Genomic DNA, 24,566 nt, shown 5'->3' with positions numbered 1-24,566 from the left:
TTACATATTTTTTATACGTCGCCAAAAGTAACAAATTTATAGTGAGTAAAAAAAGAAAAAAATAATAGGACTCCAAACAATTGAAAAACAGCTTATTTATAACATCATTATTGAAATATAAAACAAAAAAAAGAGTCACATAAATGCAACTCTTAATTGTATAAAAAAATTTGTTTAACTATTTTCTAACTGCTTTAACAATAGCTAGAGCCGCTTTTACATCTGCCTCTAACTTTGCATAATCTTTATTGGCAATAATCTCTTTCGAAATTAATTTAGATCCCATACCAACACAAGTTACACCAGCATCAAACCATCCTTTTAGATTCTCTTCAGTAGGAGAAACTCCTCCTGTAGGCATAATACTTGTCCAAGGTTGTGGCCCTTTAATTCCTTTTACAAACTGGGGCCCGTAAATATCTCCAGGGAATAATTTTACTATTTCGCACCCGAGTTCTTCAGCTCTAGTGATTTCAGTTAAGGTTCCACATCCAGGAGACCATAATACTTTTTTACGGTTACAAGCTATTGCAATATCTTCTCTAAGCACGGGAGTAACAACAAAATTTGCTCCTAAAGCCATATATAATGAAGCTGCAGCACCATCAGTTACAGAGCCTACCCCCATAATCATTCCTGGTAATTCAGCAATAGCATATTTAGTTAGTTCTCCAAAAACTTCGTGAGCAAAATCACCACGGGCTGTAAACTCCATTAAGCGTGCTCCACCATCGTAGCAAGCTTTCAATACTTTTTTACTTAATTCTATATCATTGTTAAAAAACAAAGGAATCATTCCTGTGTCTTTCATAGCTTGTGCTACTTCTAATCTTGAAAATTGTGCCATTTTATTAAAAATGTTTAATTGTTGATTTGTGTAAGTTGTTGAACTGTTAAATCATCAGCGATTCAACAGATCAACAATTAAACACTTATATTATCTAGCAACACGTCCAGACGCGTCACCTCCCATTAGTTTTTCTACCTCAGAAACTGTTACTAAGTTCGCATCACCTTTAATTGTGTGCTTTAAACAAGATGCAGCCACTGCAAAATCAAGTGCATTTTGATCATCTTCAGGGTATTTTAATAATCCGTAGATTAATCCTCCCATGAAAGAATCACCACCACCTACTCTATCAACGATATCTGTAATTTGGTATTGACGTGTTTCATACATTTTCTTCCCGTCATATAATACACCAGCCCAAGTATTGTGAGATGCAGAGATAGAACCTCTTAACGTCGTAATTACTTTTTTAGCTCTTGGGAATTTTTCCATCATTTGTTGACAAACAGATAAGAATGCTTCAGCTTTAACATCGTGTCCTTGAGTTTGAACCGAAATCCCTTCTGGCTTAATACCAAAGTGCATTTCAGCATCTTCTTCATTTCCTAAAACAACATCGCAATAAGATGTTAATTCGGTCATGATTGCTTCTCTATGAGCCGCATCACAGAAATTCCATAGCTTAGCACGGTAATTTAAATCTGTAGAAATTGTTATACCCTTTTCGCTAGCCGCTTTTACAGCTTCTAAACATACATCGGCAGCACCTTGAGAAATAGCAGGAGTAATACCTGTCCAGTGAAACCACTCACATCCGTCAAAAACAGCATCCCAATCTATCATTCCAGATTCAATTTCAGACATTGCTGAATGTGCTCTATCATAAACAACTTTTGAGCCTCTAGAAACGGCTCCAGTCTCTAAAAAGTAGATCCCTAAACGGTCTCCACCGTAAACAATTTTATCAACACCAACGCCTCTTTTACGCATCTCCATCATCGCACATGCTCCAATATCATTTTTTGGCAAACGTGTTACAAAATCAACATCCACACCATAGTTTGCTAATGAAACCGCTACATTTGATTCTCCTCCACCATAAATAGCATCAAAACTATTTGCTTGCGAAAACCTTAAAAATCCTTGAGGAGCTAATCTTAACATGATTTCTCCAAACGTTACTACTTTACCCATTTTTTTAATTCTTATTTTAGTTAATTTTAAGAGTTGATTAAACGTTTAAGCAGTTAAGCTAAAAAAAACAAAACCTAAGATTATACTTTTGATTTTGTTTATAAAAAACTAACGTGCTATATTTGCTTAAACGTTCAAGCAAAGATATAAAAAATTCGAATATCAAAAAGAAAACTACAATAAAAGATATTGCCAACGTCTTAAACATCTCTGCTGCCGCAGTTTCTAAAGCATTACATGATGACTCTAGAATAAGTGCTAAGACGAAAAAAGCGGTTAGGCAGGTTGCCAAAAATCTAAACTACCAGCCAAATCATCTAGCTAGTGCTTTAAGAAGTGGAAAAAGTAACTTAGTTGGAGTTATTGTACCGAGAACAAATAGTAACTTTTTTTCTTCTGTCATTGAAAATATGGAAGAAGTTCTGAACAAAGAAGGTTACAACATAATAATAACTCAATCAAACGAATCTTACAAAAAGGAATGCGATAGTATTGACACCTTATTATTTACTCAAGTTGATGGCATTATAGCTTCTATGGCCAATGAGACTATTGATTTAAAATATTACGAAAAAGTTAAATCTAAAGGAATTCCTTTAATTCTTTTTGACCGTGGAGAAAATGATTTAAATGTTGATTATATAGGTATTAATGACTATGAAAGCAGCCATATGATTGTTGAACACCTTATAAAGCAAGGGTGCAAACGTATTGCTCATATTGGAGGATATAAGCGCACGCGTATTTTTAACAACAGAATTCGGGGATACGTTGATGCTATAAAAAAACACAGCTTACCTTTAGATGATGAACTTCTAGTAGAAAGTAACCTTACCATTAAAGATGGTAGAGCCAAAATGCAGCAATTACTAAAGTTAAATCACAGACCAGATGCCGTATATGTTGCAGGAGATTATGCTGCTCTAGGCGCGCTTCAAATATTAAATGAACAAAATATTAATGTTCCGGATGACATTGCATTGGTTGGTTTTGGAGACGAACCTTTTACTTCTATGGTTACACCTTCTATTTCTAGTATAAATCAACATAGTGCGGAAATTGGTAAGCTGGCTGCTAAAACATTTTTAGATCACGCCAAACAATCTTCTGTTAAGCAATTATTAAACAAGATTATTTTGGATGCAGAATTGGTAGTTCGGGCTTCTTCAAAAAAAGTATCAAAGTGAGTCAAGTCTTTTCTTAATGATTTATAACTAACTTGCAGGATAAAAAAAAAGTAAATACTAACTTTGATTTATTAATACACTTTAAAATGAACAAAATAACTATTTCCTTTATCACTTTACTCTTATTCGTAACATCTTTATCCGCACAAGATATTTCCAAAATTTATGAAAAAGTAAGTCCCGCTGTGGTTGCCATATTCACAGAAGAAAACACAGTAATTACAGAAAGTTCTAGTAATTCTCAAACAGTAACTAGTGGAGGTTTAGGCTCTGGTTTCATGGTTACTAACCGATTAATAGTAACGGCCGCCCACGTGGTTAAAGCTCCTAAGAGTTTAATGGTTCAATTTGCTGATGGCGAAGTGATTCCTGCAAAAGTTATTTCATCATACCAAACACCAGACATAGCCTTAATTGGTTTAACAAGAGAAAAAAACAACGCCACTTTAGTTAGTTTAGGAGATTCTAATAAAATGAAAATTGGACAGCAAGTATTTGTTGTTGGTGTTCCTCTAGGTGTTGGCTTTTCCATGTCATCTGGTTATGTTAGTGGATTTAGACGGCAAACACTGGGGAAAAACCCATTTACAAATACCGATTTTATTCAAACCGATGCCGCTATTAATCAAGGAAATTCTGGGGGACCCATGTTTAATCTTAATGGTGAAGTAGTTGGTATTGTAAGTCATATAACTAGCAAGTCTGGAGGGTCCGATGGTATTGGGTTTGCTTCCAGCTCAAATTTAGCAGCCAAATTATTACTTGATAATAAAATGCCTTGGTTTGGGGCCGATTTATACTCATTAAGCGGTAAAGAAGCTAAAATATTTAATTTACCTCAGCCAAACGGACTTTTAGTTCAGCGCGTTGTTGTTTCATCTATTTTAGGCAATATGGGTGTTAGAGAAGGAGATACCGAAGTCTCTATAGGAAAGCAAAAACTTATTTTAGGCGGAGACATCATCCTCGCTTTTAACGGCATAGAATATAACACGGTTGATGAAACTTTAGTCAAATTAGCTAAATTCGCCAATAGTATTGATAAAGACACTAAGTTTGAAATCACTATCTTGAGAGAAGGAAAAGTGATAACACTACAATCTAAATAACAAGAACACATGAAGAATTCTCCATTAAAAACCTGCCTCTTAATAGGGTTTTTATTGATTTCACTGAGCATGCAGTCGCAGGTACTTTTGTCCCTTATTTTTGGTGACAAATTAAATTCTGAAGGCCTAGAATTTGGCTTAGAAGGCGGTATGAATTTATCTAGTATATCAAATATCGAGGGCAATAAACCTTTATCTAAATTTAACTTAGGCTTCTATTTTGATATTCGTTTAAAGAATCAATGGAATCTATATACCGGCGTATTAGTAAAATCTAAACTAGGAGACAACAATCTATCTGAGAACGACCTAAATTTTTTAGAAATAACTCCTGAGCCAGAAGATGGAAGATATAGCCAGAATGCTGAATATTTTTTGATTCCGGCATTGATTAAATACAGTTTTAAGAATAGAATTTACGCTGAAGCGGGACCCCAAATAGGTTATATGCGCAAAGCTTGGGTAGAATTTAATTCTGATGTTTCTGGTGTAGAAATACGAAAGAAAGTTTCAAATACCGATAAGTTAAATAGAATTGACGCCGGCGTAGCATTTGGAGCTGGCTACAAGCTTCTTCCTAAAAATGGAATGACCGTGGGTATTAGATATTATTTAGGATTAGCCAATGTTTACAAAGGACATAATGATTTTAAGCACAATAGTTTATTTTTGAAGGTAAATATTCCTATTGGAGCTGAAAAAACTAAAGAAAAAAAACAAACGCCGTCAAAAAATTAAAAAAAAATGATAGCAAAAAGAAAAATAACACTTGATAAACTTCTACTTACATGCCTATTTATTACGTTTAGCATAATAACTGTTAGCGCGCAATACGCAACAACAAAAGTAAGAAGTAAGCATGAAGCCTATACCGATAGCCTTAAACAAGTAAAATATGATAACGTTTTCCCAATATGGGGTCAAAAAGCCTATAAAAGTGGTTTTGATATTCCTTACCCAACAGGTTTGATGGCTAACTATTTATGGGTAAAACAGGGGCTTATAATTGACAACATGCAACTAGGTATTAAAACAGATAATTTGGATATACCGCTTACCGAAGTTGACTTTATTAAGTTTGGAAACAACTATTCAACAGCTACCACATTTATGGTTAGGCCGGATGTATGGGTATTACCCTTTTTAAATGTTTACGGTTTATTTGGCCGAGGAAGCTCTACCACTGAAGTTAATCTTAATTTTCCAGTCGAGTTAAAATCTGTTGTTGATCAAAATTTAACCACTAGTGGGTTTGGTGTTACGGCTGCAGGAGGCGTCGGACCTTTATGGGTAGCTGTTGATGGAAACATTTCATGGAGCAAACCAGAGTTATTAGAAAAATCGGTTCAAGTAAACACCTTTGGACTTCGTGTTGGTCACAACTTTGTTCACAAAACAAAACCCTATCGAAATTTTGGTGTCTGGGCAGGCACTATGGGTGTCACTCTAGGTAATGAGACAGTAGGTGAGTTAAAGCTTAAGGATGCACTTCCTCCAGAAACTTGGGAACGCGCCGACGAAATTGTTGAACAATATAATGACTGGTATGATAATGTTGCTACTCCACCCCAAAAAATTATTGCAGACAAAACAATAGGACCTATTGTAGATGCCATTGATAGAGCGGATGGAGAAAGCATTATAAGATATGGATTAGATAAAAAAGTAAAAGAAAAATGGAATGGTATTATTGGCGCGCAATACCAACACAATAAAAATTGGATGTTTAGAACTGAAGCTGGTGTTATAGGAGACAGAAAGTCTTTTATGTTGTCGGTAAACTGGAGGTTCTTACTATAATTACAGAAATCTCATTTTATATTACATCAAATTGATTAATTTTAGTAATTAATCTAAAAACACCCTCGTTATGAATTCAATAAAACAATTTTCATCTCTTTGTACCATTTTCTTGTTTACAATAACACTAACAGCTCAAGTAGGTGGTTGGAAACCAGAATTAAAAACTGACGCGGATACGGCCTTATCCAAAATGCTGGAAAGAAGTCCAAAATTACATACTTTTAAAAATGAAGCATACGCATACGCTGTATTTCCTAAAATAACGAAAGCTGGTGTTGGTATTGGAGGAGCTGCTGGTAAAGGAATTGTTTACAAAAATAATACTGCTGTTGGGTCGTCAAAATTAAAACAAGCTTCAATAGGTCTGCAGTTAGGAGGTCAGCAATATAGTGAAGTTATATTCTTTGAAGACCAAGAAGCCTTTGAGCACTTTACAAACGGGAACTTAAAATTTGACGGACAAGCATCTGCTGTAGCCATAACTAAGGGAGCATCTGTTGATGTAGCTTATAAAAATGGCGTTGCCGTATTTACACATACTAAAGGAGGATTAATGTATGAGGCCTCACTTGGAGGACAACATTTTACATATGAGGCTGGAGAATAAGGCACTTTAATAAATTAAAATATCACGTTATAACCCTTAAAAAAATTTTCAAAATATTACCAGTTCTCATTCCCTTTTTTGGATTTTCGCAAAAAGGGAAACAAGCTATAGACTCTATTATAGTTAGGCAACAGGATAGTACTAAAATCAAAAAGGTATCTTTTAATGGCTACCCTTACATATTTTATACACCCGAAACTGAAGCTGCTTTTGGAGCAGGTGGTATAGCTCTGTTCTACACCAAAAAATCAGAAACTTTAAGGCCTTCGAAAATTGGGTTTGGTGCCTATTATACTTCCAACGACCAATATAAATTCTCTATTAAACCAAGTATTTATTTCAATTCTAATAACCTAGTTATTAATATGCCTGTTTCATACGGCTATAGAGTTGACAAGTTTTGGGGTATTGGAAATAATACTATAGATAGTGGGACAGAACAATATTTAAGACAAGATTTTGAGTTTGAATTAGAAGTTCAAGTACCTCCTATTTTATTGTTTTCAGATCGTGCGGGACTTATTATTGAATATAAGAACACCGATATTGTTGATGGAAAAAACAATGAATTTATTAACAATGAATTAGTCAATGGTTCTAAGGGAGGAAATATTTTTGGTATAGGACTAAATTTACTTTGGGACAGACGAGATAATTTGTTTTATCCCACTTCTGGCCATTTTCAATCTATTAAATTCATCGTACATCCCGAACCTAGTGATTTTATATATACCACGTTTGAATTGGACGCTCGATACTATAAGGAATTCAAGAAAGATCAAGTTTTTGCAACTAATCTATATGTTAAGAGCGTAGGCAAAAATGCACCTTTTTACGAATTACCTGCATTAGGCGGTCAAAACAGGATGCGTGGTTACTTTTTAGGAAGATATAGAGATCAAACTTACGCCATGCTTCAAGGCGAATACAGACAATACTTTTGGAAAAGATTTGGTTTTGTTGCATTTGCTGGTATTGGAGATGTTGGTGAAGAAATCATAAATTTGAATATTGGTGAACTCAAGTATAGTTATGGAGGAGGACTTCGTTATTTATTCAATAAAAAAGAAAAGGTAAATTTTAGAATGGATGTTGGCATTGGTAAAGATGGAAATACTGGTATTTATTTTGGCATTGAAGAGTCTTTCTAAATATGGGTTTTATATATTTACAGAAATATAAAGTAAGAATTAACAAACAATAAAAAATGAAAAAAACTACCATAGTTGCAACCTTATTATTAATCGTATTATTTATTCAAGGCTGTGGAGGCGTAAAAGTTATAAACGCTTGGAAAGCAGAAGAATCTGTAGTAGATCTCTTTAAAGAGAAAAAAATACTTGTTATTGCCAGAACTTCTGACAATCAAGCTCGTGTGGCTTTTGAACTTGAATTAGCTGATGACTTAAGGCAACATGGGCTTAATGCCGTTGAAAGCTATACCAAAGCTCCAAAAATTCACCCCGAAAGAGAAATGACGGAAGAACGTATGAATTTCATAAAAAGTATTTTAAAAAGCGAAGGTTTTAATGCTATTATACTTACCGTTATTAAAGACAAGAAGCTTACTCAAACTACAACGCAAAATGGCGTATATATGGGCATGGGGTATGGTTACCCTGGTTACTATGGTGGATTTAACAGTTACTATAGATATCCATATGCATACGGGCCTTATTACAGTTCTTTTGGTGGTTATATTCCTACAGGAACTACAACGAGCACAAGTACAGAGTACGTTCTTGAAACTGTTGCTTACAACTTAGATGAACCTGAGGAAAAACAATTGGTAGCGGTGGTTACTACCACATTAAAAAACCCAAAAGATGCTTATAAAACAGCAGAAACATATGTATCCAAAATACTGGAGAGCTTACAAAAAGTTGAGACTAACTAAACACCTAATACTATGAATAATACAAAGGACAATTCAATTACCAATGTGATTAAGATACTAACATTATTATTATTATTAGTATGGTGTTTTTCTATCATTAAACCTTTTGTCATCATCGTGGTTTGGGCAATAGTATTGGCAGTAGCCTTTTTTCCTTTGTTTAATGGGTTGGTTAAAAAAATGGGCGATTCTAAAAAGAAACTTGTCGCAATTGTATTCACAGTAGTTGTCGTTTCTCTTCTGATCGTTCCAACCTATTTTTTAACGAAATCTTTAGGGCAAACTTCTATAGAAACAATTCAAGGTATCAGGAACCACACCCTTGAAATTCCGGTACCCGACTCAAGTGTAAAAGACTGGCCCTTAATTGGAAAAAAATTGTATGATAATTGGGTTAGTGCTTCAACTAATATTGAAGCCTATATTATGAATCATAAAGAGAAAATACTAGAATATTCTTCTGGATTATTATCGGGTGTAAAAGGGTTTATTGGTGCATTTTTAACCATATTTGCTTCTTTCCTAATTGCAGTAGTTTTCATGTATAACTCGAATACCGCTGGCAACCGCGCTAAACGTTTTATTGATAAAATTACGGGCAATGAAGGTGAAGAAATCATGACCATGTCTAGAGATGTTATTAGAAGTGTCGTTAAAGGGGTTCTTTTGGTGGCAATTATTCAAGCTGGTCTAGCATTTATAGGCTTTAAAGCCATTGGATTGCCGGCAGCTGGGGTATTTACTTTTTTGGTGCTTATTGCTGCAATTGTTCAGATACCAGCGCTTATTGTTATGATACCTGCCATTATTTTGGTTTTCTCGACTTCTGATTCAACTCCGGCTATTATTTTTACCATTTATAGTGTTATTGTTGCACTTTCAGATAACGTTTTAAAACCTATGCTATTAGGAAAAGGGCTAAAAACGCCTATGATAGTTATTTTACTCGGAGCTATTGGCGGCATGTTATTACACGGTATCATTGGGCTTTTTATTGGACCAGTAGTTTTAGCTATAATGTATCGAATGTATGAGTTTTGGTTAACTCCAGCAAACAATGAATAAAACAAACGCACCATTACAAAACCTCTATTTGCTAATCATTTGCTTGATTAGTTTTCTGACTACACAAAACGGGTTTTCCCAAGACCTTGAACCAAGAAGATGGAATATTTTACCATTAGGAACTCAAGTACTTGGTGCGGGGTTTGCTTACACTGGTGGTGATATTTTATTAGACCCCGCTATTAATCTAGAAGATGCAACCGTAAGTGCAAGCACCGTCATATTACAATATGTACGCCCTTTTAAGTTGGGAAACAAATTTGCCCGAGTAGATGTGCGCGTACCTGTAAGTTTTGCCCATTGGGAAGGTATTTTAGATGGCGAATTTGCATCAACAGACCGAAACGGATTTACAGATTCAAGAATCAGACTATCAGTTAACCTAATTGGTCCTGAAGCGTCAGGACCAAAAGAATTATTTAAATACTTCAAAGAAAACCCTACCAACACAACAGTTGGAGCTTCAATTGCAGTTACCATCCCAACCGGATTATATCACCCCGACAAATTATTAAATATTGGTCAAAACCGTTTCGTTATAAGACCTCAAATTGGCGTTTTACATAATCGTGATAAATGGTCTTATGAATTAACAAGCTCAGTTATATTCTTTACAAATAACGACGATTTTTTTGGAGGAAATACAAGATCCCAAAAACCCATGTTCGCCATCCAAGGACATATTATTAAGCGATTCGATTCCAAACTATGGGCATCAATTAGTGCCGGAACTGGTACTGGAAGTAAATCTACTATTAACCATGTTTCTAAAGATGACAGACGAAATGATGTACTTGTATCGCTTTCTGCTGGCTATACCATTTCAAAAAGACAATCTTTAAAACTGGCTTACATATATTCCAGAACAACACGACTCATAGGAAGCAATACAGACTCCATTGCTCTAGGTTGGGCTTTATTGCTTTAGTTCTACAAAGCATTCTCATTCGTTTTTTTTTAAAAATTTTATATAACCTTGAATAAAATCTGCTAATGATATTCGTATCTTTAACTTAATTAATCTATTCACTAAAAATTACTTTATGAAGTTAAAAGTATTATTTCTATGCTGTGTAATCTTTACTGGGCTAAGTTTTGCTCAAAACAAAAAACCCAATATCCTAGTGATATGGGGAGATGATATTGGATGGGGAAACATCAGTAAATACAACCATGGTATGATGGGCTACCAAACACCAAACATTGACCGTATTGGAAATGAAGGTGCTATGTTTACAGATTGGTACTCGCAACAGTCTTGTACCGCTGGTAGAGCAGCATTTATTTTAGGGCAACATCCTTTTAGAACAGGATTACTTACCATTGGTATGCCAGGTTCTAAACAGGGAATTCAAGACAGTCAACCCACTATTGCAGAATTGCTTAAACCGCAAGGCTATACCTCTGGGCAATTTGGTAAAAACCATTTAGGAGACCGTGATGAACACCTGCCAACAAATCATGGATTTGATGAGTTTTATGGTAATTTATATCATTTAAATGCCGAGGAAGAGCCTGAATCTTATTACTATCCAAAGGACCCGGAGTTTCATAAAAAATTCGGACCAAGAGGCGTAATACACTCTTATTCAGATGGCAAAATAGAAGACACTGGTCCTTTGACTAGAAAACGTATGGAAACTGCAGACGACGAGTTTACAGATGCTGCCATTAGCTTTATTGAAAAGGCACATGAGGCAGGCAAACCTTTCTTTGTATGGTTAAGTGCTACCCGTATGCACGTATGGACCCATTTAAAAGAGGAAAGTGAAGGTGTAACCGGTATTGGTCTTTATCCTGACGGCATGGTTGAACACGACAAAGCTATTGGAAAAGTTCTCGCTAAATTAGAAGAACTAAAAATAATTGACAACACCATTATCATGTATTCTACTGATAATGGTGCAGAAAAATTCACATGGCCTGATGGCGGAACAACACCTTTTGCCGGAGAAAAAGGAACCACTTGGGAGGGTGGTTTTAGAGCGCCTTCATTAATAAGATGGCCTGGAGTTATCAAACCAGGTACTATATTTAATGACATCCACTCACATGAAGACATGATGCCTACGTTACTCGCAGCTGCAGGAGTTCCAGACATCAAAGAAAAACTACTTAAAGGATATAATGCAAACGGCAAAACCTTTAAAGTTCATTTAGATGGTTATAATATGATGCCATTCTGGAAAGGTGATATTGAAGAAGCACCTAGAAAAGAAATCTTTTATTTTGATGCTGGTGGCAATCTGAATGCCTTAAGATACAATAACTGGAAAATTCATTTCACTATTATGGAAGGCGCTATTAATGAAGCCTACCGTAAAACACCATCATGGCCTATTGTAATTAATTTAAGAGCAGACCCATTTGAAGTGTCTTGGAAGTCTTCAATGTATACAAGATGGTATGCAGATAATATGTGGCTCTTTGTTCCTGCACAAGCCTATGTTGGGAAGTTTCTTGAAACATTTAAGGAATACCCTCCTGTTCAAGGAAGTTCGTTAGGGATAGACAAAGTCGTTCAATCACTTACCGTACGACCACAAAACTAATAGTTTAAAATAACCTCATTGCGCGTGTGATGGGGTTATTCTTTTTAAAATTAAATCAATAATGTATACCGTAAATAAGTCATTCGTTTTAGTACTCATTCTAATACTATCTTTTATTACAAGTTGTAATACAGAAAAAAACAAACCTATTAAGTCTGATGAAACTCAGAAAATAGCTGATCCGCTTCCCTCTTGGAACGACGTGACTTCAAAACAAAATATTATAGACTTTGTCTCTGATGTTACTAATGAAAATAGTGAAAATTTTATCCCTATAAAGGATCGTATTTCCACTTTTGATAACGATGGAAACCTTTGGAGCGAGCAACCTGCTTATTTTCAATTGTTTTTTGCCATAGACAGGGTAAAAGCTCTGGCAAGCGAGCACCCTGAATGGAAAGACAAACAGCCTTTTAAAGCTGTTATAGAAGATGATATGAAAACCTTAATACAACAAGGCGAACATGGTATTTTAACGCTTGTTATGGAAAGTCATGCAGGCATGTCGACAGAAGAGTTTGAAACCATTGTACAAGACTGGGTAAAAACAGCTAAGCACCCTACCAAAGGTGTTGGATTTGATAAATTAGTATATCAACCTATGCTAGAACTATTAGCCTATTTAAGAGCTAATGATTTTCAAACCTATATTGTTTCCGGGGGAGGTGTCGATTTTATGCGGGCTTTTGTAACGGAAGTCTATGGTATTCCTAAGGAAAAGATAATAGGTAGTAGGCTAAAGACTGAATACAAATATAATGATGGAGACCCGAAAATTATGCGTTTAGCAGAGTTTGATTTTATTGATGACAAAGAAGGAAAACCCATTAACATTAATACCATTATTGGTAAAAAACCGGTTTTTGCATCAGGAAATTCAGATGGAGATTTACCAATGCTACAATACGCTGCTTCTAATAACTACAAGAGTTTTATGCTTTATGTGCATCATACGGATGCAGAACGGGAATGGGCTTATGACAGAGAATCTCATATTGGTAAATTAGATAAAGGGCTAGACCAAGCTTTAAAAGATGGATGGACGGTAATAGACATTAAAAACGACTGGAAGATTATTTATCCGTTTGAAAAATAAATAGAAGTAAGAATCAAATTATTAAAGTTTTATGACACCATTTGAATCGATTACCACACTAAAAGAACAAATGTCTAAATCAATCATTGGACAGGAACAACTCATTGACAGAATTATTCTTGTTCTACTTGCAGACGGTAATATGTTATTAGAGGGTTTACCGGGTTTGGCAAAAACTAGAGCTATAAATGCTTTAGCTAAAAATTTAGATTGTGGTTTGAGTAGAATACAATTCACGCCTGATTTATTACCATCGGATATTACGGGTACTGAGATTTATTTACCAAGTGAAAAGGAAAAATTTGTATTCCAAAAAGGCCCCATTTTTAGTAATTTAATCCTTGCCGATGAGATTAACCGAGCACCGGCCAAAGTACAATCGGCATTGCTTGAAGCCATGGAAGAACGTCAAGTAACGGTTTCTGGAAAAACATACAAAATGGATGAATTATTCATGGTGATGGCTACCCAAAACCCCATTGAACAAGAGGGGACCTACCCCCTTCCTGAAGCCCAAATGGATCGTTTTTTAGTACACACCATAATTAGTTACCCTGATGACGAATCTGAATTAGAAATTATGCGCCTAAATAAACGCGAAGCTTCTAAAGAAAAAGGCCCTAAAACTGTCAATATTATTCCGCAGCAAGTCATTTTTGATGCTAGAAAAGAGATTAACCAAGTGAAAACTTCTGAAGATATTGAGAAATATATGGTGAGTTTAATTTCTGCAACACGCTACCCTGAAAAGTTTGATGAAGAACTTGCCAAATTAATTGATTTTGGCTCAAGTCCTCGAGGTACTATCGCCCTAGATAGATGCAGCAGAGTACATGCATGGATGCAAAACAGAGATTATGTTACACCTGAAGATATTCATCAGACCATCAAAGACGTATTACGTCATAGGTTGGCTTTAAGTTATAAAGCCAGAGCCGAAGGCGTTACCGCAGATCAGGTTATTGATAAATTAATTGAGGTCGTAGCAGTAGTCGCTTAATGCACATTCTATGAAATCTACAAAAGAAGACAACCCCCCAAATGTTTTTTTAACCCTTGAACATCTCTTGAAGTTTGAGTTGTTTGCTTCTGTGCTGAATTTAGGCACTGGTAAAAAAAAGTCAAACAGTATTTTATCCGGAAGGTATGCCTCGCGCTTACGCGGAAGAGGTTTGGATTTTGAAGAATCTAGGCCTTATGTTCTAGGTGATGATATTAGAAATATTGACTGGAGTGTCACCGCCAAAACAGGCAAAACACACACTAAAGTCTTCACTGAAGAAAAAGAAAAACCAGCATTTATTTTTGTGGATCAGTCGACATCTATGGGTTTTGGTTCTCAGGAAAAAACGAAAGCAGTTGTAGCTGGAGAATTGGCTTCTATTATTGCCCACAAAATAAAAAAAGGAGGCGATCGTATTGGAGGCATGGTGTATACTGGAGATCAATACGACCTAATAACTCCAAAACGAGACCCAAGAAATATCATTTATTTTCTACAAAAAATTATTGAGGCAAATCAAGATATTTACAATGTAAAAGATTTTAATTTTGAGGCCTCTTTAACCGATATTTTTGCCAAAATAAATAATATTGTTACCCATGACTTTCTAGTTTTTATTATCAGCGATTTTCATAGGTATAACGATTCAGTATTACAATACTTAAGTCAACTCGCATTGCATAATGACCTTGTTTTAATGCAAGTTTATGATGAATTAGAAGCCGATGTTCCCAATGAAAAAATGATCATCACAGACCATACGTATCAAGTCAATTTAAATGGAGACAATAAAAAACTCAAAGAAAAACTAAGTCAATCATTCAAAACAAACTGCAAAAATTTTAAGGCTGAATTAGAGAAATACAATATTAATTTGTTTCAAGTTAATACTTCAAGCCCTATTGAAGAGCAACTCATTGAAGTCTTTAGTAATTACCATAAATAATTTGACTACATGCAACAGGATCAAAATATTGAATTAAGTCCAATTATCACTCCAGACCCTATACCTTTTACGATGGACACTATCGGATGGAAAATTCTATTTATAGTATTGGCCTGCTTAATCCTTTTTATAGCATACATATACTATAAAAAATATAAACAAAATGCTTATCGCAGAACTGCTATTTCCAACATACAAAAACTAATGCATTCTAAAGAGAACACAATAAGCACCAATATTGTTCAAATTATGTTTTTGTTGAAACAAACGGCATTACAAACCTATAATAGAAAACAAGTCGCCTCACTAGAAGGTGAAAATTGGCTTAATTTTTTAGACAGCAAACTCAATCAAGCCGTATTTATTAAGTATAAAACCAGTATTGCTTCGGCGGTTTATAAAGGTGAATACACCAATTCAGATAGTTTTAAAATGGATGAATTTGCAAGTAACAGTATAAAATGGATTAAGCATCATGCCTGAAAATTTTCAATTTGCATATCCGTATGTCGCTTTTTTAGCGGTGCTTCCAATTCTAATTTATTGGATATTACCAGCTATAAAAAACCGAAGTACCGCTTTGATTTATCCCTATTTTGATGCCAGTTCTAAAACAGCTAATCAGAAACCTAAAAAAGCCTCACACATAAAAAATCGATCTTGGTTTTCATCATTTTGTATGTTTATTATTTGGCTGTTGCTTTTATCGGCTATGGCTTCTCCGGAATTGGTTGGTAAACCCGAAAGAAAAGTAAAAACATCTCGAAATTTTCTAATTCTTGCCGATTTATCCTTCAGCATGGCCAATAATGACTGGATGATTAACAACAAAAAAGTTACACGTTGGGAGGCCGTAAAGAATATCATGCAAGATTTTATTGTAAAACGAGAAAGCGATAAAATGGGGCTTATTTTTTTTGCAAGTAACGCCTACATACAGGCACCTTTTACCACAGATCTTAAAACCGTACAAACCATGCTTGATGAAGCAGATGTTGGTATGGCTGGGCAAATGACCAATATTGGAAAGGCGATTGTAAAAGGTATGGATATGTTTGAAAGAGATACCATACCCAATAAAGTTATTTTACTACTCACGGATGGGGTTGACAGCGGCATGGATATTCTTCCTTTAGATGCAGCGAATATGGCAAAAAAAGACTCTACAATAATATACACTGTAGGTATTGGCGACCCAGGGAATCTTGGATCAGATTTAGATGAACGCACCCTGACAGAGATTGCGGAACTTACAAAAGGACAATATTTTAGAGCAAAAGATACCGAAGCATTAGAAAACATATATGCTGAACTTGAAAAGCTTGAGCCTGTTGAATATGAAGAAGAAAGTTATACTCCTAAAACATTACTTTATTATTATCCTTTAGGAGCAGCCCTAATTTTTGGGTTTGTTTTAATCATGACAAACAATATTGTGATAATTTTTAAACGTTTTACAAACCGTTGATGACGCAAAACATTGAACATATCAATTGGGAAGACTTTCACTTTTTACGAATCGAGTATTTGTATTTAGGGATTGGAGCCGTTTTATTTTTAATCATTGGATTCCTATTCTATAGAGAATCTAATGCTTGGAAAAAACATATTGCACCTCATTTGCGACCTTATGTGATTAAAAAAGGAACGTCTTGGAAATCCTATATTATACGCACATCTGTCATTCTAATGTTTATCATTGGGATTATTAGCTTTTTAGGCCCTACTTGGAATCAAATTAAAGCGCCTGCTAAAAAGGTTGAATCCCAATTTGTGATTGCTCTAGACTTATCTAAAAGCATGTTAGCAGAAGATGTTTCTCCTAACCGACTAGAACGTGCTAAGTTTAAAATTCGTGATCTCTTAGAAGCTGGTCCCAGGGCAGCAACTAATTTACTAGTTTACGCCGGTTCCACGCATACTGCGATTCCTTTTACAACAGATTATAAAATTATTCTGGATCAACTCGATGGATTACAACCCAAAATGATGCCAGCACAAGGTACCGAATACAACGGCCTATTTAAAAAAATGGATACGCTCTTTAACGGGAACAAAGCCAAAGGAAAAATACTTTTAGTAACTGATGATTTAGAAGACCTATCACTAGAGCAGGTTAGTGTCTTTTTGCAGGACAATAACGTACAGCTTTTTATCTATCCGTTAGGTTCCCAAGGCGGTGCAAAAATACCAACAACCAAGGAAAACTCAGCTTTAAATATTTCTAAACTAAATGCTTTATCAGAAATGGAGGCCGTAGATATTTTGGAAATAACGTTGGATGATAGCGATGTTAAAGATTTGGCCAAAGCCATAAGTGACGATTTGGTTTTTGAAGACCAAACCAATCAAGAAGAGGAAGATTGGCAAGACAATGGTTACTGGCTAATTTTTCCGCTCGCCTTTATTTTTATGTTTAGCTTCAGAAAAGGTTGGTCTATCAACCTTATTATACTAGCCTTATTTCTTCAATCCTGCTCCAAGAATACAACAAAAGAAGTCACAAAATTTAAATTCAAAGATTTATGGTACACTAAAGCTTATCAAGCCCAACAAGACTATGACTCTGAAAACTACTTAAAAGCTGCCTCAGGTTTTGATGACCCCATGCATAAAGGTGTAGCGTACTATAAAGGTGGTGATTATTTAAGTGCAGAATCTGCATTTAAAAAAGACACGACTGTCAATGGCTTATATAACTTAGGCCTAACCTATGCTAAGTTGGGCAAGCTAGATGCCTCTCAAGCGGTCTTTGAAAAAGTACTTCAGAAAGATCCGTCAAATGAAAATGCAAGTTCTAATCTTAAACAAATTATTACAGCTAAGGATAAAATGGCCTCGCAACAAGAAGAAAGCAATATCAAAAATGACAAAAAAGCTGCAAAGAACAAACAAAACAAATCTCCAGAAGATTTAAGTGGCGGTGGACAAGAAGCCACTAAAAAAGATATGGAGAAACAACGATTAGAGGAAACTACCGAAACAGATAAAAGAAAAGGCAAAGAGTTAGATGAATTACCAGACGACTTTAAATCGGGGCAAGGGGAACTTCCAAAAAACATTTTAATGCGAAAAGTTGATGACGACCCTGCACTTTTTTTAACAAGAAAGTTTAAATATCAGGTAAAGAAAGGAATTGTTGAAGTTCAAAAAACTGATGCATCATGGTAAAAAACATTGGAATTGTCATAGCTTTTTTCTTGTTGCCTTTCATAGGCATGAGTCAAAACATTATTGCTTACGCCACTGTTAACACTAATGAAGCCTATATTGGACAGCCCGTGAAACTAACCGTTTCTGTATATACCTCAACATGGTTTACCGAAGGTGTTGATTTAGGCAATATTCAAATTGATAATGCACTTACCGTTTATTTTCGTTCGGTTAGTAACAGTAGAGCATTTAGTGGTAAAAATTACGCTGGTGTTAGTTTTTATTACAATGTATTTCCAACAGAAGAAGGTCAGATTACCATCCCCAGTTTATCCATAAATATTGCGTCACCTAAACCAGGAGATTATAAGGGTCTTAAGAAAACCGTGACAACCAAACCAAAAAGCTTTAATGTATTACCTGTGCCTTTGGGGTACAATCCAAACAATTGGTTAGTAGCAACTTATTTAAACGTAAATCAAAAATGGTCTACTGCTCTAGATAACATCAAGGTGGGAGACGTGGTACAGCGCACTATTGACAGATCTGCAGGCGGGACCATGGCCGAATTCATACCCGCATCTATTTGGGATAGCATTCCAGGAATAAGTGTTTATCCTAGGCGTGCAAAAGTAAATACTAAAAAGTCAAAAACAGCCATTTCTGCTTCACGTTCAGAAACCGTTAACTACCTTTTTGAAAAAGAGGGTGAAGTTATTTTTCCTGCAACAGAATACATGTATTGGAATTCAAATAATAAAAAATTCTACAGAAAACATATCGATTCTGTGATGATTCAAGTGAAACCTAATCCGGATTTAAGCATGCTCTCAAGCATAAAAAAATCGTTACAAAAGGACACTATTGAAGCCACCGAAACTCAAGAAAAACCCTTTTTAATTTTTGGCTTAACCCCAAAAACATTCGTTAAGTATTTAATTTTTGTTTTGGTTATTGGTTTCGTTGCTATTTATCTGATAAAACGCCTTAATACCTTTATAAAGCATAAAAGAGCGCTCTATTTACATTCAGAAACCTTTGCCTTTAATAAACTTAAAAAAGCCTTAAATCATCATGACTACTTTGCTTTTTCCGGAGCAAGCCATACCTGGGTGAAAAAATTAAACCCAGAATTTGAAACCTTAGAAGATTTAGTAGAACACAGTAATTCTAATGCATTACATCAAACACTCTCAGAATTAAGCCATTCTGTATTCAAAAAAGAAAAAACAAAAGTCACTTTATACAGTAATGTTTTAGAAGCGATCAAAACAACCCGAGATGAATATTTCAAAAATCAAAGCCACACAAAAAAACTTGCCACAAAAAACAATAAATGGCTAAATCCTACATCTATTAATTAGCCCGGAGTTCATCCAATATAGCTTGCCCTTTTCTAACCTGCCCGAGGTTTTTATAAACCAAAGCCAATAGATATTTAAACTCTTTATTTTCTGGATCTAGTTTTAGTGCTTTTTTAATGTAGTATTCTGCTTTGCTTGCATTTCTATTATTTTGATAATAATATGTAGCCAAGTTATACATAGATCTGGTATCTCTAGGTTCTTTTTGAATAGCTATTTCTAACTGATCTACAGCAGCATCATTTTTATTTAATTCAAAATACAATAAAGCTTTTAAATAGTACGGTCTTCCTTGTTCCGGTGCAAATTTAATCCATGTATTTAAGGTTTTCTCAGAATTTTCGTTATCGCCATTCAATGAATAAGCGGTGGCCAAATTTGAATACACAGGTATTAACAAACTATCTTTTTCAAGGGCCATTTTATAATGCTTAATAGCATTGCCTATATCATTTTTTTGCATATAATAATCCGCTAATTGCATCCTACCTGAAGAAAAATCAGCATTACTAAACAACATCGTTTCTAGTTCGCCCATTGTAGCTTCAACAATTGGACGATCTTTAGGCTCGAACTCATTTATATCAATATCCATAACAATTTGTGCTGCTCCAATTCTTACTAACCTTAAAGAGTCTCCCATGTATTTTAATGCAGTAGATTTTCGCATTTCTGGAGGCAGGCTTCTAAATTTCATAAGCGCATTAAACTTAACAGCTGCAGACGAATCTTGCAGCGCCTTAAACAAACTATTAAAACTTTCTTGAGTATCATAATTTAAGTTTTCAATAACCGTTGCTCGAGCAATATCCGGATATTGTAAATCATTAATAAAATGATCAAGCATGGCTCGTTCCGAATTACTGACATTCACCTTACTGCTTAATAGCAAAGCATCTGAAAAATGACTAGCTCTTTCCGTTCCATACCATTTAACAATGGCATCGGCAGCCCACTTATTACTTTTTCCTTGATGACAACCTGTACATGCATTTGGCGTGCCATATTTAGCAGATTGATCTGGCCTAGGAATTCTAAAACTATGATCGCGCCTAAAATCGTTACCCATATAATCTTTACCTGTCATATGGCAATTAATACATAAACTAGAATTCGTATTTGCCTCATGAAAATGATGCTTCTCTGTATCATAGTCTGCCGAAATATGACATTGTGTACACAATCTATTATCGTTAAACTTAAGCTTCAAGGAATGGGCATTATGGCAATCTGTACAAGTAACTCCTTCATCATACATCTTACTTTGCTTAAAAGAACCATACACATAATCTTCTTCATCTATTTGACCATCTCCATGATAAAAATTTGGTGTAATATTTTGAACCATGTATTGATTTTCAAAAGTCTCACCAGGCTTTAAATCAGGAGTTAATTTAACACGTCTGGCATGACATGGCGCACAAAGATTCATTTGCTGTGTTTGACCTTCTCCTGATATAATATAAGCGTCTTTTCCATCAGGGTTATCTTTTGCCCAATTTACATGTTTGCTTGCTGGTCCGTGGCAGCTTTCACAAGCGACATTTATTTCATCATAAGTCGTGTTAAATGAATCTGAATCAATATCGTAATTCTTTTTTAAATTAGTTGAGTGGCATTCGGCACACATGGTATTCCAGTTCTGCGCACTCCGGGTCCAATGCAACCAATCGTGTGGTTCAATTTTATCCCCCTTATATTGATGATACCACTTTTTCTCTACACCATCCCAAGTTACTCTTAATACTTGCTTTTTACCATCACCAAAGTCTACCAAATACTGTTGTAAAGGTGTTACCCCAAAGGCATAAGTAATTTTATATTCTGCCTCGGTTTTATCAATCTCTGTTATGGATACTAAAAAATCACCGTCCCTTTTAAAGAAATTATATCTAACCCCATCTATTTCTACTTTTACATTATTAAAATTGCCTAGCACTGTTGAATCATTGGCTATTTTCATGGCCAAATCATGATGTGACCCTTCCCATGTATTATAGGCCTCTTGATGACAACCAATACAATTATTAGACCCAATATAACTGGGTGCTTCGGCATGAAAACCTAGGGTATTAGAATTTTGATATTTATCTTTTGCACAAGCTGCAAGAAGCAGAATGAACATGCAAAAAATAAGGTTGTTTTTTATACTATTCATTAAATCAATTTCACTCAAACAAACATAAGAAAACCATTTAGAAGTATCTGTTTATTTACCATAAATTCATACAACTAAATGCCAGAGCTTAAATTTTATTATTAAATTGCAATAGTTAAAAAACATTCAACGAAATAGCTTTTACACTTCAAACTAATAAAAATTTAATTATGATTAAACACTACGCTTCTTTTAAAATTTCTGTCTTGAGCTTTATTTTTATGTCGGCATTATTCCTTACTGGATTAAACGGTAACGCTCAAACTATAGAAATTATACCGTCATATGGGTATCAATTTGGTGCTAAACTAAATTACGGTAACAATTACTTAAAATTAAAAGACAGTGATCAATGGGGAATTTCTGTAGGATTTGAAACCTTTGACGATACTATGATAGAAGTATCCTATACCAGACAAAGCTCTGAAATAAGAATAAGAGATATTATTGCAAGTCCAGTTGAAACAAGATTAACCGATGTAAATGGTGATTGGTTTCTAGTAGGGGGGACTAAGTACTTTCCTAATGGTAATATTCGACCTTTTGTTGGAGGTGCATTAGGCGTGGTTGTCGTGACTCCAAATAATGAAAACAGAGATTCTTTTCCTAACATACCATCTTACGGCAGTGATACAAATTTCGCCTTTACTTTTAAAGGTGGTGTAAACATTATGTTTTCTGAGCATGTAGGCATCAACATTCAAGGTAATTTAATGTTTCCCGTTAATTATGGAGGCTTTTATGTTGGCACTGGAGGTGGCGGCGTAAGTGTTGGAAGTACGTTAGTTATGGGCGGTGTAAGTGGCGGTCTAGTTTTCAGAATTTAATCTAAAAAAAACGATGTAAAATGATTTGTTTCAATTACAAATCATTTTACATTTTAGACTGATAAATATAATAATACAAATACTCCATTAGTATAAGAAAGACTTGACTATACTTCATTTCATAGCAGCATTCTTTTTAAAACAACATAAAGTTGCTTGTTTATTCTTTATAGTTTTTCCTCTAATAGGATTATCTCAAAACGACAGTATTCAACTTAAGGACCAAACTATTCTTGTTGGCGAGATAAAAAGTTTAGCTAGAGGCGTTTTAGTTATAAAAACAAGTTTTAGCGATTCTGATTTTCACGTTGAATTCAAAAAAGTAGAATCACTGAGTATAGAACGTAAATGCCTTGTACTGCTAACCCAAAACAGGCGTCGATATGGTTTTGTACAAACTACAAAACCAGGTTATTTTACGTTGACATTACCTGATGGTATAGAAGAACAATACAGGATTAATGAAATCACATCATTAGATGAAATATACGACAAGTTTTGGGATCGATTTAAAGGCTCATTCGATTTAGGCTTCAATTTTACCAAAGCGAATAGTTTTACTCAACTATCAATAGGTAGTGAATTAAGCTATATCGATCAAAAGTCTGTAATTACAGGAACACTAGACGCTTTAAGTACTGGTCAAGATGAAACTATAGACACCAGAAGAACAGACGCTAATATTGAATTCCTAAGACTACTAGGTAAATCCTGGTACCTTATGAGTAGCGTTGCATTTTTAAGTAATACAGAACAAGCGTTAGATGCCAGGATTAGCCCAAGTTTAGGTGCGGGTCGCTTTCTAATAAGCACGAATCAATTATACTACGGTGTGAGTTTAGGTTTTACATACAATATAGAAAATTATGTAGACAAAGCACTTAATAAAACATCAACGGAGGCCTTTATCTTCAACAACTTTAACATATTTGACATGAAAGACTTCGATTTAACGAGTAGCTTAAACATCTTTCCCAGTTTGTCAGAAAAAGGACGTTTAAGAACAGATTTTAATGTAACCAGTAAATACAAAATTATTAGTGACTTCTACATAAAAATAGGATTTACTTTAAACTATGATAACCAACCGGCTGTAGAAGGTAATGAAATAGATTATAATTTCACTAGTGGTTTAGGCTGGAAGTTTAATAAGTAAATATCAATAATGGCAACTTAGAAAAGCCATATGTGTTCAAATTAGTCATTGAAAATTTCTAAACTTTGTAGCGACGTAATTATCGTGTTGTTATATCTTCTTGCTTGAGAAAAAAAAACGCAATAAATAAAAAACTCCGAGACTTTCATCTCGGAGTTTTAATATCTTGATTTAGATTAATCAATATATTATTTTTTAATAATTCGTTTTATAAATTGACCTTTATCAGAATTAACCTGTATCATATAAAGTCCACTTGTAAACTCAGAGATATCAAAAGTCATATTTGACATCCTACTGTCAAAATTAAGTTCTTTTACAATTCTTCCTGAGACATCCGAAAACTTAACCGAATTAATATTTAAATTCTTTGCGTTACTAATGCTTATTAAATCGACTACAGGGTTAGGATAAACCATAAAAGAATTAATAATATCAGTATCATTAAGACTAAGAGTAGGCTCCACAACTATAGGTGCTCCTGTTACGTCAAGTGATGCACACAATCCATTGCTAGTCACTATCCCTAATACATCGCCTCCGGTTGTTGTTCCTGGTACAACTACACTTAAATCTAAATAATTCGGATCCGTAGAATCACTTAACTCCGCAACCAAGGTATGAATCGTATAATCACCTGCGCTTGTAACATCAAATGA

23 protein-coding genes are annotated in these 24,566 nt (G+C 34.8%); 19 read left to right on the top strand and 4 right to left on the bottom strand.

Annotated features, from left to right (window positions below; all coding sequences use genetic code 11):
* Window positions 1-178: 178 nt before the first annotated feature.
* The gene (locus tag Q0857_RS09185) at window positions 179-847 is read right to left on the bottom strand and encodes a bifunctional 4-hydroxy-2-oxoglutarate aldolase/2-dehydro-3-deoxy-phosphogluconate aldolase (protein WP_298534172.1); all 669 of its coding nucleotides are present in this window, start codon (window positions 845-847) and stop codon (window positions 179-181) included.
* A gap of 90 nt (window positions 848-937) precedes the next feature.
* Entirely contained in the window at window positions 938-1,984 is a 1,047-nt protein-coding gene (locus Q0857_RS09180; RefSeq protein WP_298534170.1) for a sugar kinase, read from the bottom strand.
* Window positions 1,985-2,106: 122 nt separating this feature from the next.
* Between Q0857_RS09180 and Q0857_RS09175 the strand changes: the two genes are divergently transcribed.
* The 17 genes from Q0857_RS09175 (at window position 2,107) to Q0857_RS09095 (ending at window position 19,766) form a co-directional block, all read left to right on the top strand.
* Window positions 2,107-3,171 carry a LacI family DNA-binding transcriptional regulator gene (locus Q0857_RS09175; protein ID WP_298534168.1) on the top strand — a complete coding sequence of 355 codons (1,065 nt, stop codon included), beginning with the start codon at window positions 2,107-2,109 and terminating at the stop codon, window positions 3,169-3,171.
* Window positions 3,172-3,257: 86 nt separating this feature from the next.
* On the top strand, window positions 3,258-4,280 hold the full coding sequence (locus tag Q0857_RS09170) for a trypsin-like peptidase domain-containing protein (RefSeq protein WP_298534166.1): 1,023 nt from the start codon (window positions 3,258-3,260) through the stop codon (window positions 4,278-4,280).
* 9 nt (window positions 4,281-4,289) lie between these two features.
* Window positions 4,290-5,018, top strand: a complete 729-nt coding sequence (locus tag Q0857_RS09165; RefSeq protein ID WP_298534163.1) for a porin family protein — start codon at window positions 4,290-4,292, stop codon at window positions 5,016-5,018.
* A 6-nt stretch (window positions 5,019-5,024) separates the two neighbouring features.
* Window positions 5,025-6,080, top strand: a complete 1,056-nt coding sequence (locus tag Q0857_RS09160) for a hypothetical protein (protein ID WP_298534160.1) — start codon at window positions 5,025-5,027, stop codon at window positions 6,078-6,080.
* A 70-nt stretch (window positions 6,081-6,150) separates the two neighbouring features.
* On the top strand, window positions 6,151-6,690 hold the full coding sequence (locus Q0857_RS09155; protein WP_298534158.1) for a YSC84-related protein: 540 nt from the start codon (window positions 6,151-6,153) through the stop codon (window positions 6,688-6,690).
* Window positions 6,687-7,841, top strand: coding sequence for a BamA/TamA family outer membrane protein (locus Q0857_RS09150; RefSeq protein ID WP_367278091.1), 1,155 nt, complete (start codon window positions 6,687-6,689; stop codon window positions 7,839-7,841). Before Q0857_RS09155 ends, Q0857_RS09150 begins: the two co-directional genes overlap by 4 nt.
* Before the next feature lie 56 nt (window positions 7,842-7,897).
* Window positions 7,898-8,587, top strand: coding sequence for a hypothetical protein (locus Q0857_RS09145; RefSeq protein WP_298534155.1), 690 nt, complete (start codon window positions 7,898-7,900; stop codon window positions 8,585-8,587).
* Window positions 8,588-8,599: 12 nt separating this feature from the next.
* Window positions 8,600-9,652 (top strand): AI-2E family transporter, encoded by a 1,053-nt coding sequence (locus Q0857_RS09140; RefSeq protein ID WP_298534153.1) that lies wholly within the window; start codon window positions 8,600-8,602, stop codon window positions 9,650-9,652.
* A complete protein-coding gene (locus tag Q0857_RS09135; protein WP_298534151.1) occupies window positions 9,645-10,580 on the top strand; it encodes a transporter in 936 nt (311 codons plus the stop codon). Before Q0857_RS09140 ends, Q0857_RS09135 begins: the two co-directional genes overlap by 8 nt.
* A 115-nt stretch (window positions 10,581-10,695) precedes the next feature.
* Window positions 10,696-12,204 carry an arylsulfatase gene (locus Q0857_RS09130; protein WP_298534148.1) on the top strand — a complete coding sequence of 503 codons (1,509 nt, stop codon included), beginning with the start codon at window positions 10,696-10,698 and terminating at the stop codon, window positions 12,202-12,204.
* Window positions 12,205-12,265: 61 nt separating this feature from the next.
* Entirely contained in the window at window positions 12,266-13,300 is a 1,035-nt protein-coding gene (locus Q0857_RS09125; protein ID WP_298534145.1) for an HAD family hydrolase, read from the top strand.
* Window positions 13,301-13,331: 31 nt separating this feature from the next.
* Window positions 13,332-14,300 carry an AAA family ATPase gene (locus Q0857_RS09120; protein ID WP_189362506.1) on the top strand — a complete coding sequence of 323 codons (969 nt, stop codon included), beginning with the start codon at window positions 13,332-13,334 and terminating at the stop codon, window positions 14,298-14,300.
* A gap of 10 nt (window positions 14,301-14,310) precedes the next feature.
* Entirely contained in the window at window positions 14,311-15,249 is a 939-nt protein-coding gene (locus Q0857_RS09115; RefSeq protein ID WP_298534139.1) for a DUF58 domain-containing protein, read from the top strand.
* A gap of 9 nt (window positions 15,250-15,258) precedes the next feature.
* Entirely contained in the window at window positions 15,259-15,732 is a 474-nt protein-coding gene (locus tag Q0857_RS09110) for a DUF4381 domain-containing protein (protein ID WP_298534136.1), read from the top strand.
* A complete protein-coding gene (locus tag Q0857_RS09105; RefSeq protein ID WP_298534134.1) occupies window positions 15,725-16,717 on the top strand; it encodes a VWA domain-containing protein in 993 nt (330 codons plus the stop codon). Before Q0857_RS09110 ends, Q0857_RS09105 begins: the two co-directional genes overlap by 8 nt.
* A complete protein-coding gene (locus Q0857_RS09100) occupies window positions 16,717-18,420 on the top strand; it encodes a VWA domain-containing protein (protein WP_298534131.1) in 1,704 nt (567 codons plus the stop codon). Before Q0857_RS09105 ends, Q0857_RS09100 begins: the two co-directional genes overlap by 1 nt.
* Window positions 18,414-19,766: a BatD family protein gene (locus Q0857_RS09095; protein WP_298534129.1), complete on the top strand. Its 1,353-nt coding sequence runs from the start codon at window positions 18,414-18,416 to the stop codon at window positions 19,764-19,766. Before Q0857_RS09100 ends, Q0857_RS09095 begins: the two co-directional genes overlap by 7 nt.
* Here the strand turns inward: Q0857_RS09095 and Q0857_RS09090 are convergent.
* On the bottom strand, window positions 19,759-21,924 hold the full coding sequence (locus Q0857_RS09090; RefSeq protein WP_298534126.1) for a tetratricopeptide repeat protein: 2,166 nt from the start codon (window positions 21,922-21,924) through the stop codon (window positions 19,759-19,761). The genes Q0857_RS09095 and Q0857_RS09090 overlap by 8 nt on opposite strands.
* 170 nt (window positions 21,925-22,094) lie before the next feature.
* Here Q0857_RS09090 and Q0857_RS09085 point away from each other — a divergent pair, with 170 nt between their 5' ends.
* Entirely contained in the window at window positions 22,095-22,751 is a 657-nt protein-coding gene (locus Q0857_RS09085) for a hypothetical protein (RefSeq protein WP_298534123.1), read from the top strand.
* 103 nt (window positions 22,752-22,854) lie between these two features.
* Window positions 22,855-23,907 (top strand): DUF481 domain-containing protein, encoded by a 1,053-nt coding sequence (locus Q0857_RS09080; protein ID WP_298534120.1) that lies wholly within the window; start codon window positions 22,855-22,857, stop codon window positions 23,905-23,907.
* 188 nt (window positions 23,908-24,095) lie between these two features.
* Here the strand turns inward: Q0857_RS09080 and Q0857_RS09075 are convergent.
* Window positions 24,096-24,566 (bottom strand): T9SS type A sorting domain-containing protein (locus tag Q0857_RS09075; protein WP_298534117.1); only part of this gene is annotated, 471 nt, incomplete at its 5' end.

The organism is uncultured Algibacter sp. (genome assembly GCF_947495925.1).
Lineage (GTDB): Bacteria > Bacteroidota > Bacteroidia > Flavobacteriales > Flavobacteriaceae > Algibacter_E.
This window is presented reverse-complemented; position numbering and strand designations above follow the sequence as displayed.

Bases quoted from the DNA above. Each gene is read 5' to 3' on its own strand.
- Q0857_RS09185 (WP_298534172.1), bottom strand. From the start codon at position 847: ATGGCACAATTTTCAAGATTAGAAGTAGCACAAGCTATGAAAGACACA.
- Q0857_RS09180 (WP_298534170.1), bottom strand. From the start codon at position 1,984: ATGGGTAAAGTAGTAACGTTTGGAGAAATCATGTTAAGATTAGCTCCT.
- Q0857_RS09170 (WP_298534166.1), top strand. From the start codon at position 3,258: ATGAACAAAATAACTATTTCCTTTATCACTTTACTCTTATTCGTAACA.
- Q0857_RS09165 (WP_298534163.1), top strand. From the start codon at position 4,290: ATGAAGAATTCTCCATTAAAAACCTGCCTCTTAATAGGGTTTTTATTG.
- Q0857_RS09160 (WP_298534160.1), top strand. From the start codon at position 5,025: ATGATAGCAAAAAGAAAAATAACACTTGATAAACTTCTACTTACATGC.
- Q0857_RS09155 (WP_298534158.1), top strand. From the start codon at position 6,151: ATGAATTCAATAAAACAATTTTCATCTCTTTGTACCATTTTCTTGTTT.
- Q0857_RS09145 (WP_298534155.1), top strand. From the start codon at position 7,898: ATGAAAAAAACTACCATAGTTGCAACCTTATTATTAATCGTATTATTT.
- Q0857_RS09140 (WP_298534153.1), top strand. From the start codon at position 8,600: ATGAATAATACAAAGGACAATTCAATTACCAATGTGATTAAGATACTA.
- Q0857_RS09135 (WP_298534151.1), top strand. From the start codon at position 9,645: ATGAATAAAACAAACGCACCATTACAAAACCTCTATTTGCTAATCATT.
- Q0857_RS09130 (WP_298534148.1), top strand. From the start codon at position 10,696: ATGAAGTTAAAAGTATTATTTCTATGCTGTGTAATCTTTACTGGGCTA.
- Q0857_RS09125 (WP_298534145.1), top strand. From the start codon at position 12,266: ATGTATACCGTAAATAAGTCATTCGTTTTAGTACTCATTCTAATACTA.
- Q0857_RS09120 (WP_189362506.1), top strand. From the start codon at position 13,332: ATGACACCATTTGAATCGATTACCACACTAAAAGAACAAATGTCTAAA.
- Q0857_RS09115 (WP_298534139.1), top strand. From the start codon at position 14,311: ATGAAATCTACAAAAGAAGACAACCCCCCAAATGTTTTTTTAACCCTT.
- Q0857_RS09110 (WP_298534136.1), top strand. From the start codon at position 15,259: ATGCAACAGGATCAAAATATTGAATTAAGTCCAATTATCACTCCAGAC.
- Q0857_RS09105 (WP_298534134.1), top strand. From the start codon at position 15,725: ATGCCTGAAAATTTTCAATTTGCATATCCGTATGTCGCTTTTTTAGCG.
- Q0857_RS09100 (WP_298534131.1), top strand. From the start codon at position 16,717: ATGACGCAAAACATTGAACATATCAATTGGGAAGACTTTCACTTTTTA.
- Q0857_RS09095 (WP_298534129.1), top strand. From the start codon at position 18,414: ATGGTAAAAAACATTGGAATTGTCATAGCTTTTTTCTTGTTGCCTTTC.
- Q0857_RS09090 (WP_298534126.1), bottom strand. From the start codon at position 21,924: ATGAATAGTATAAAAAACAACCTTATTTTTTGCATGTTCATTCTGCTT.
- Q0857_RS09085 (WP_298534123.1), top strand. From the start codon at position 22,095: ATGATTAAACACTACGCTTCTTTTAAAATTTCTGTCTTGAGCTTTATT.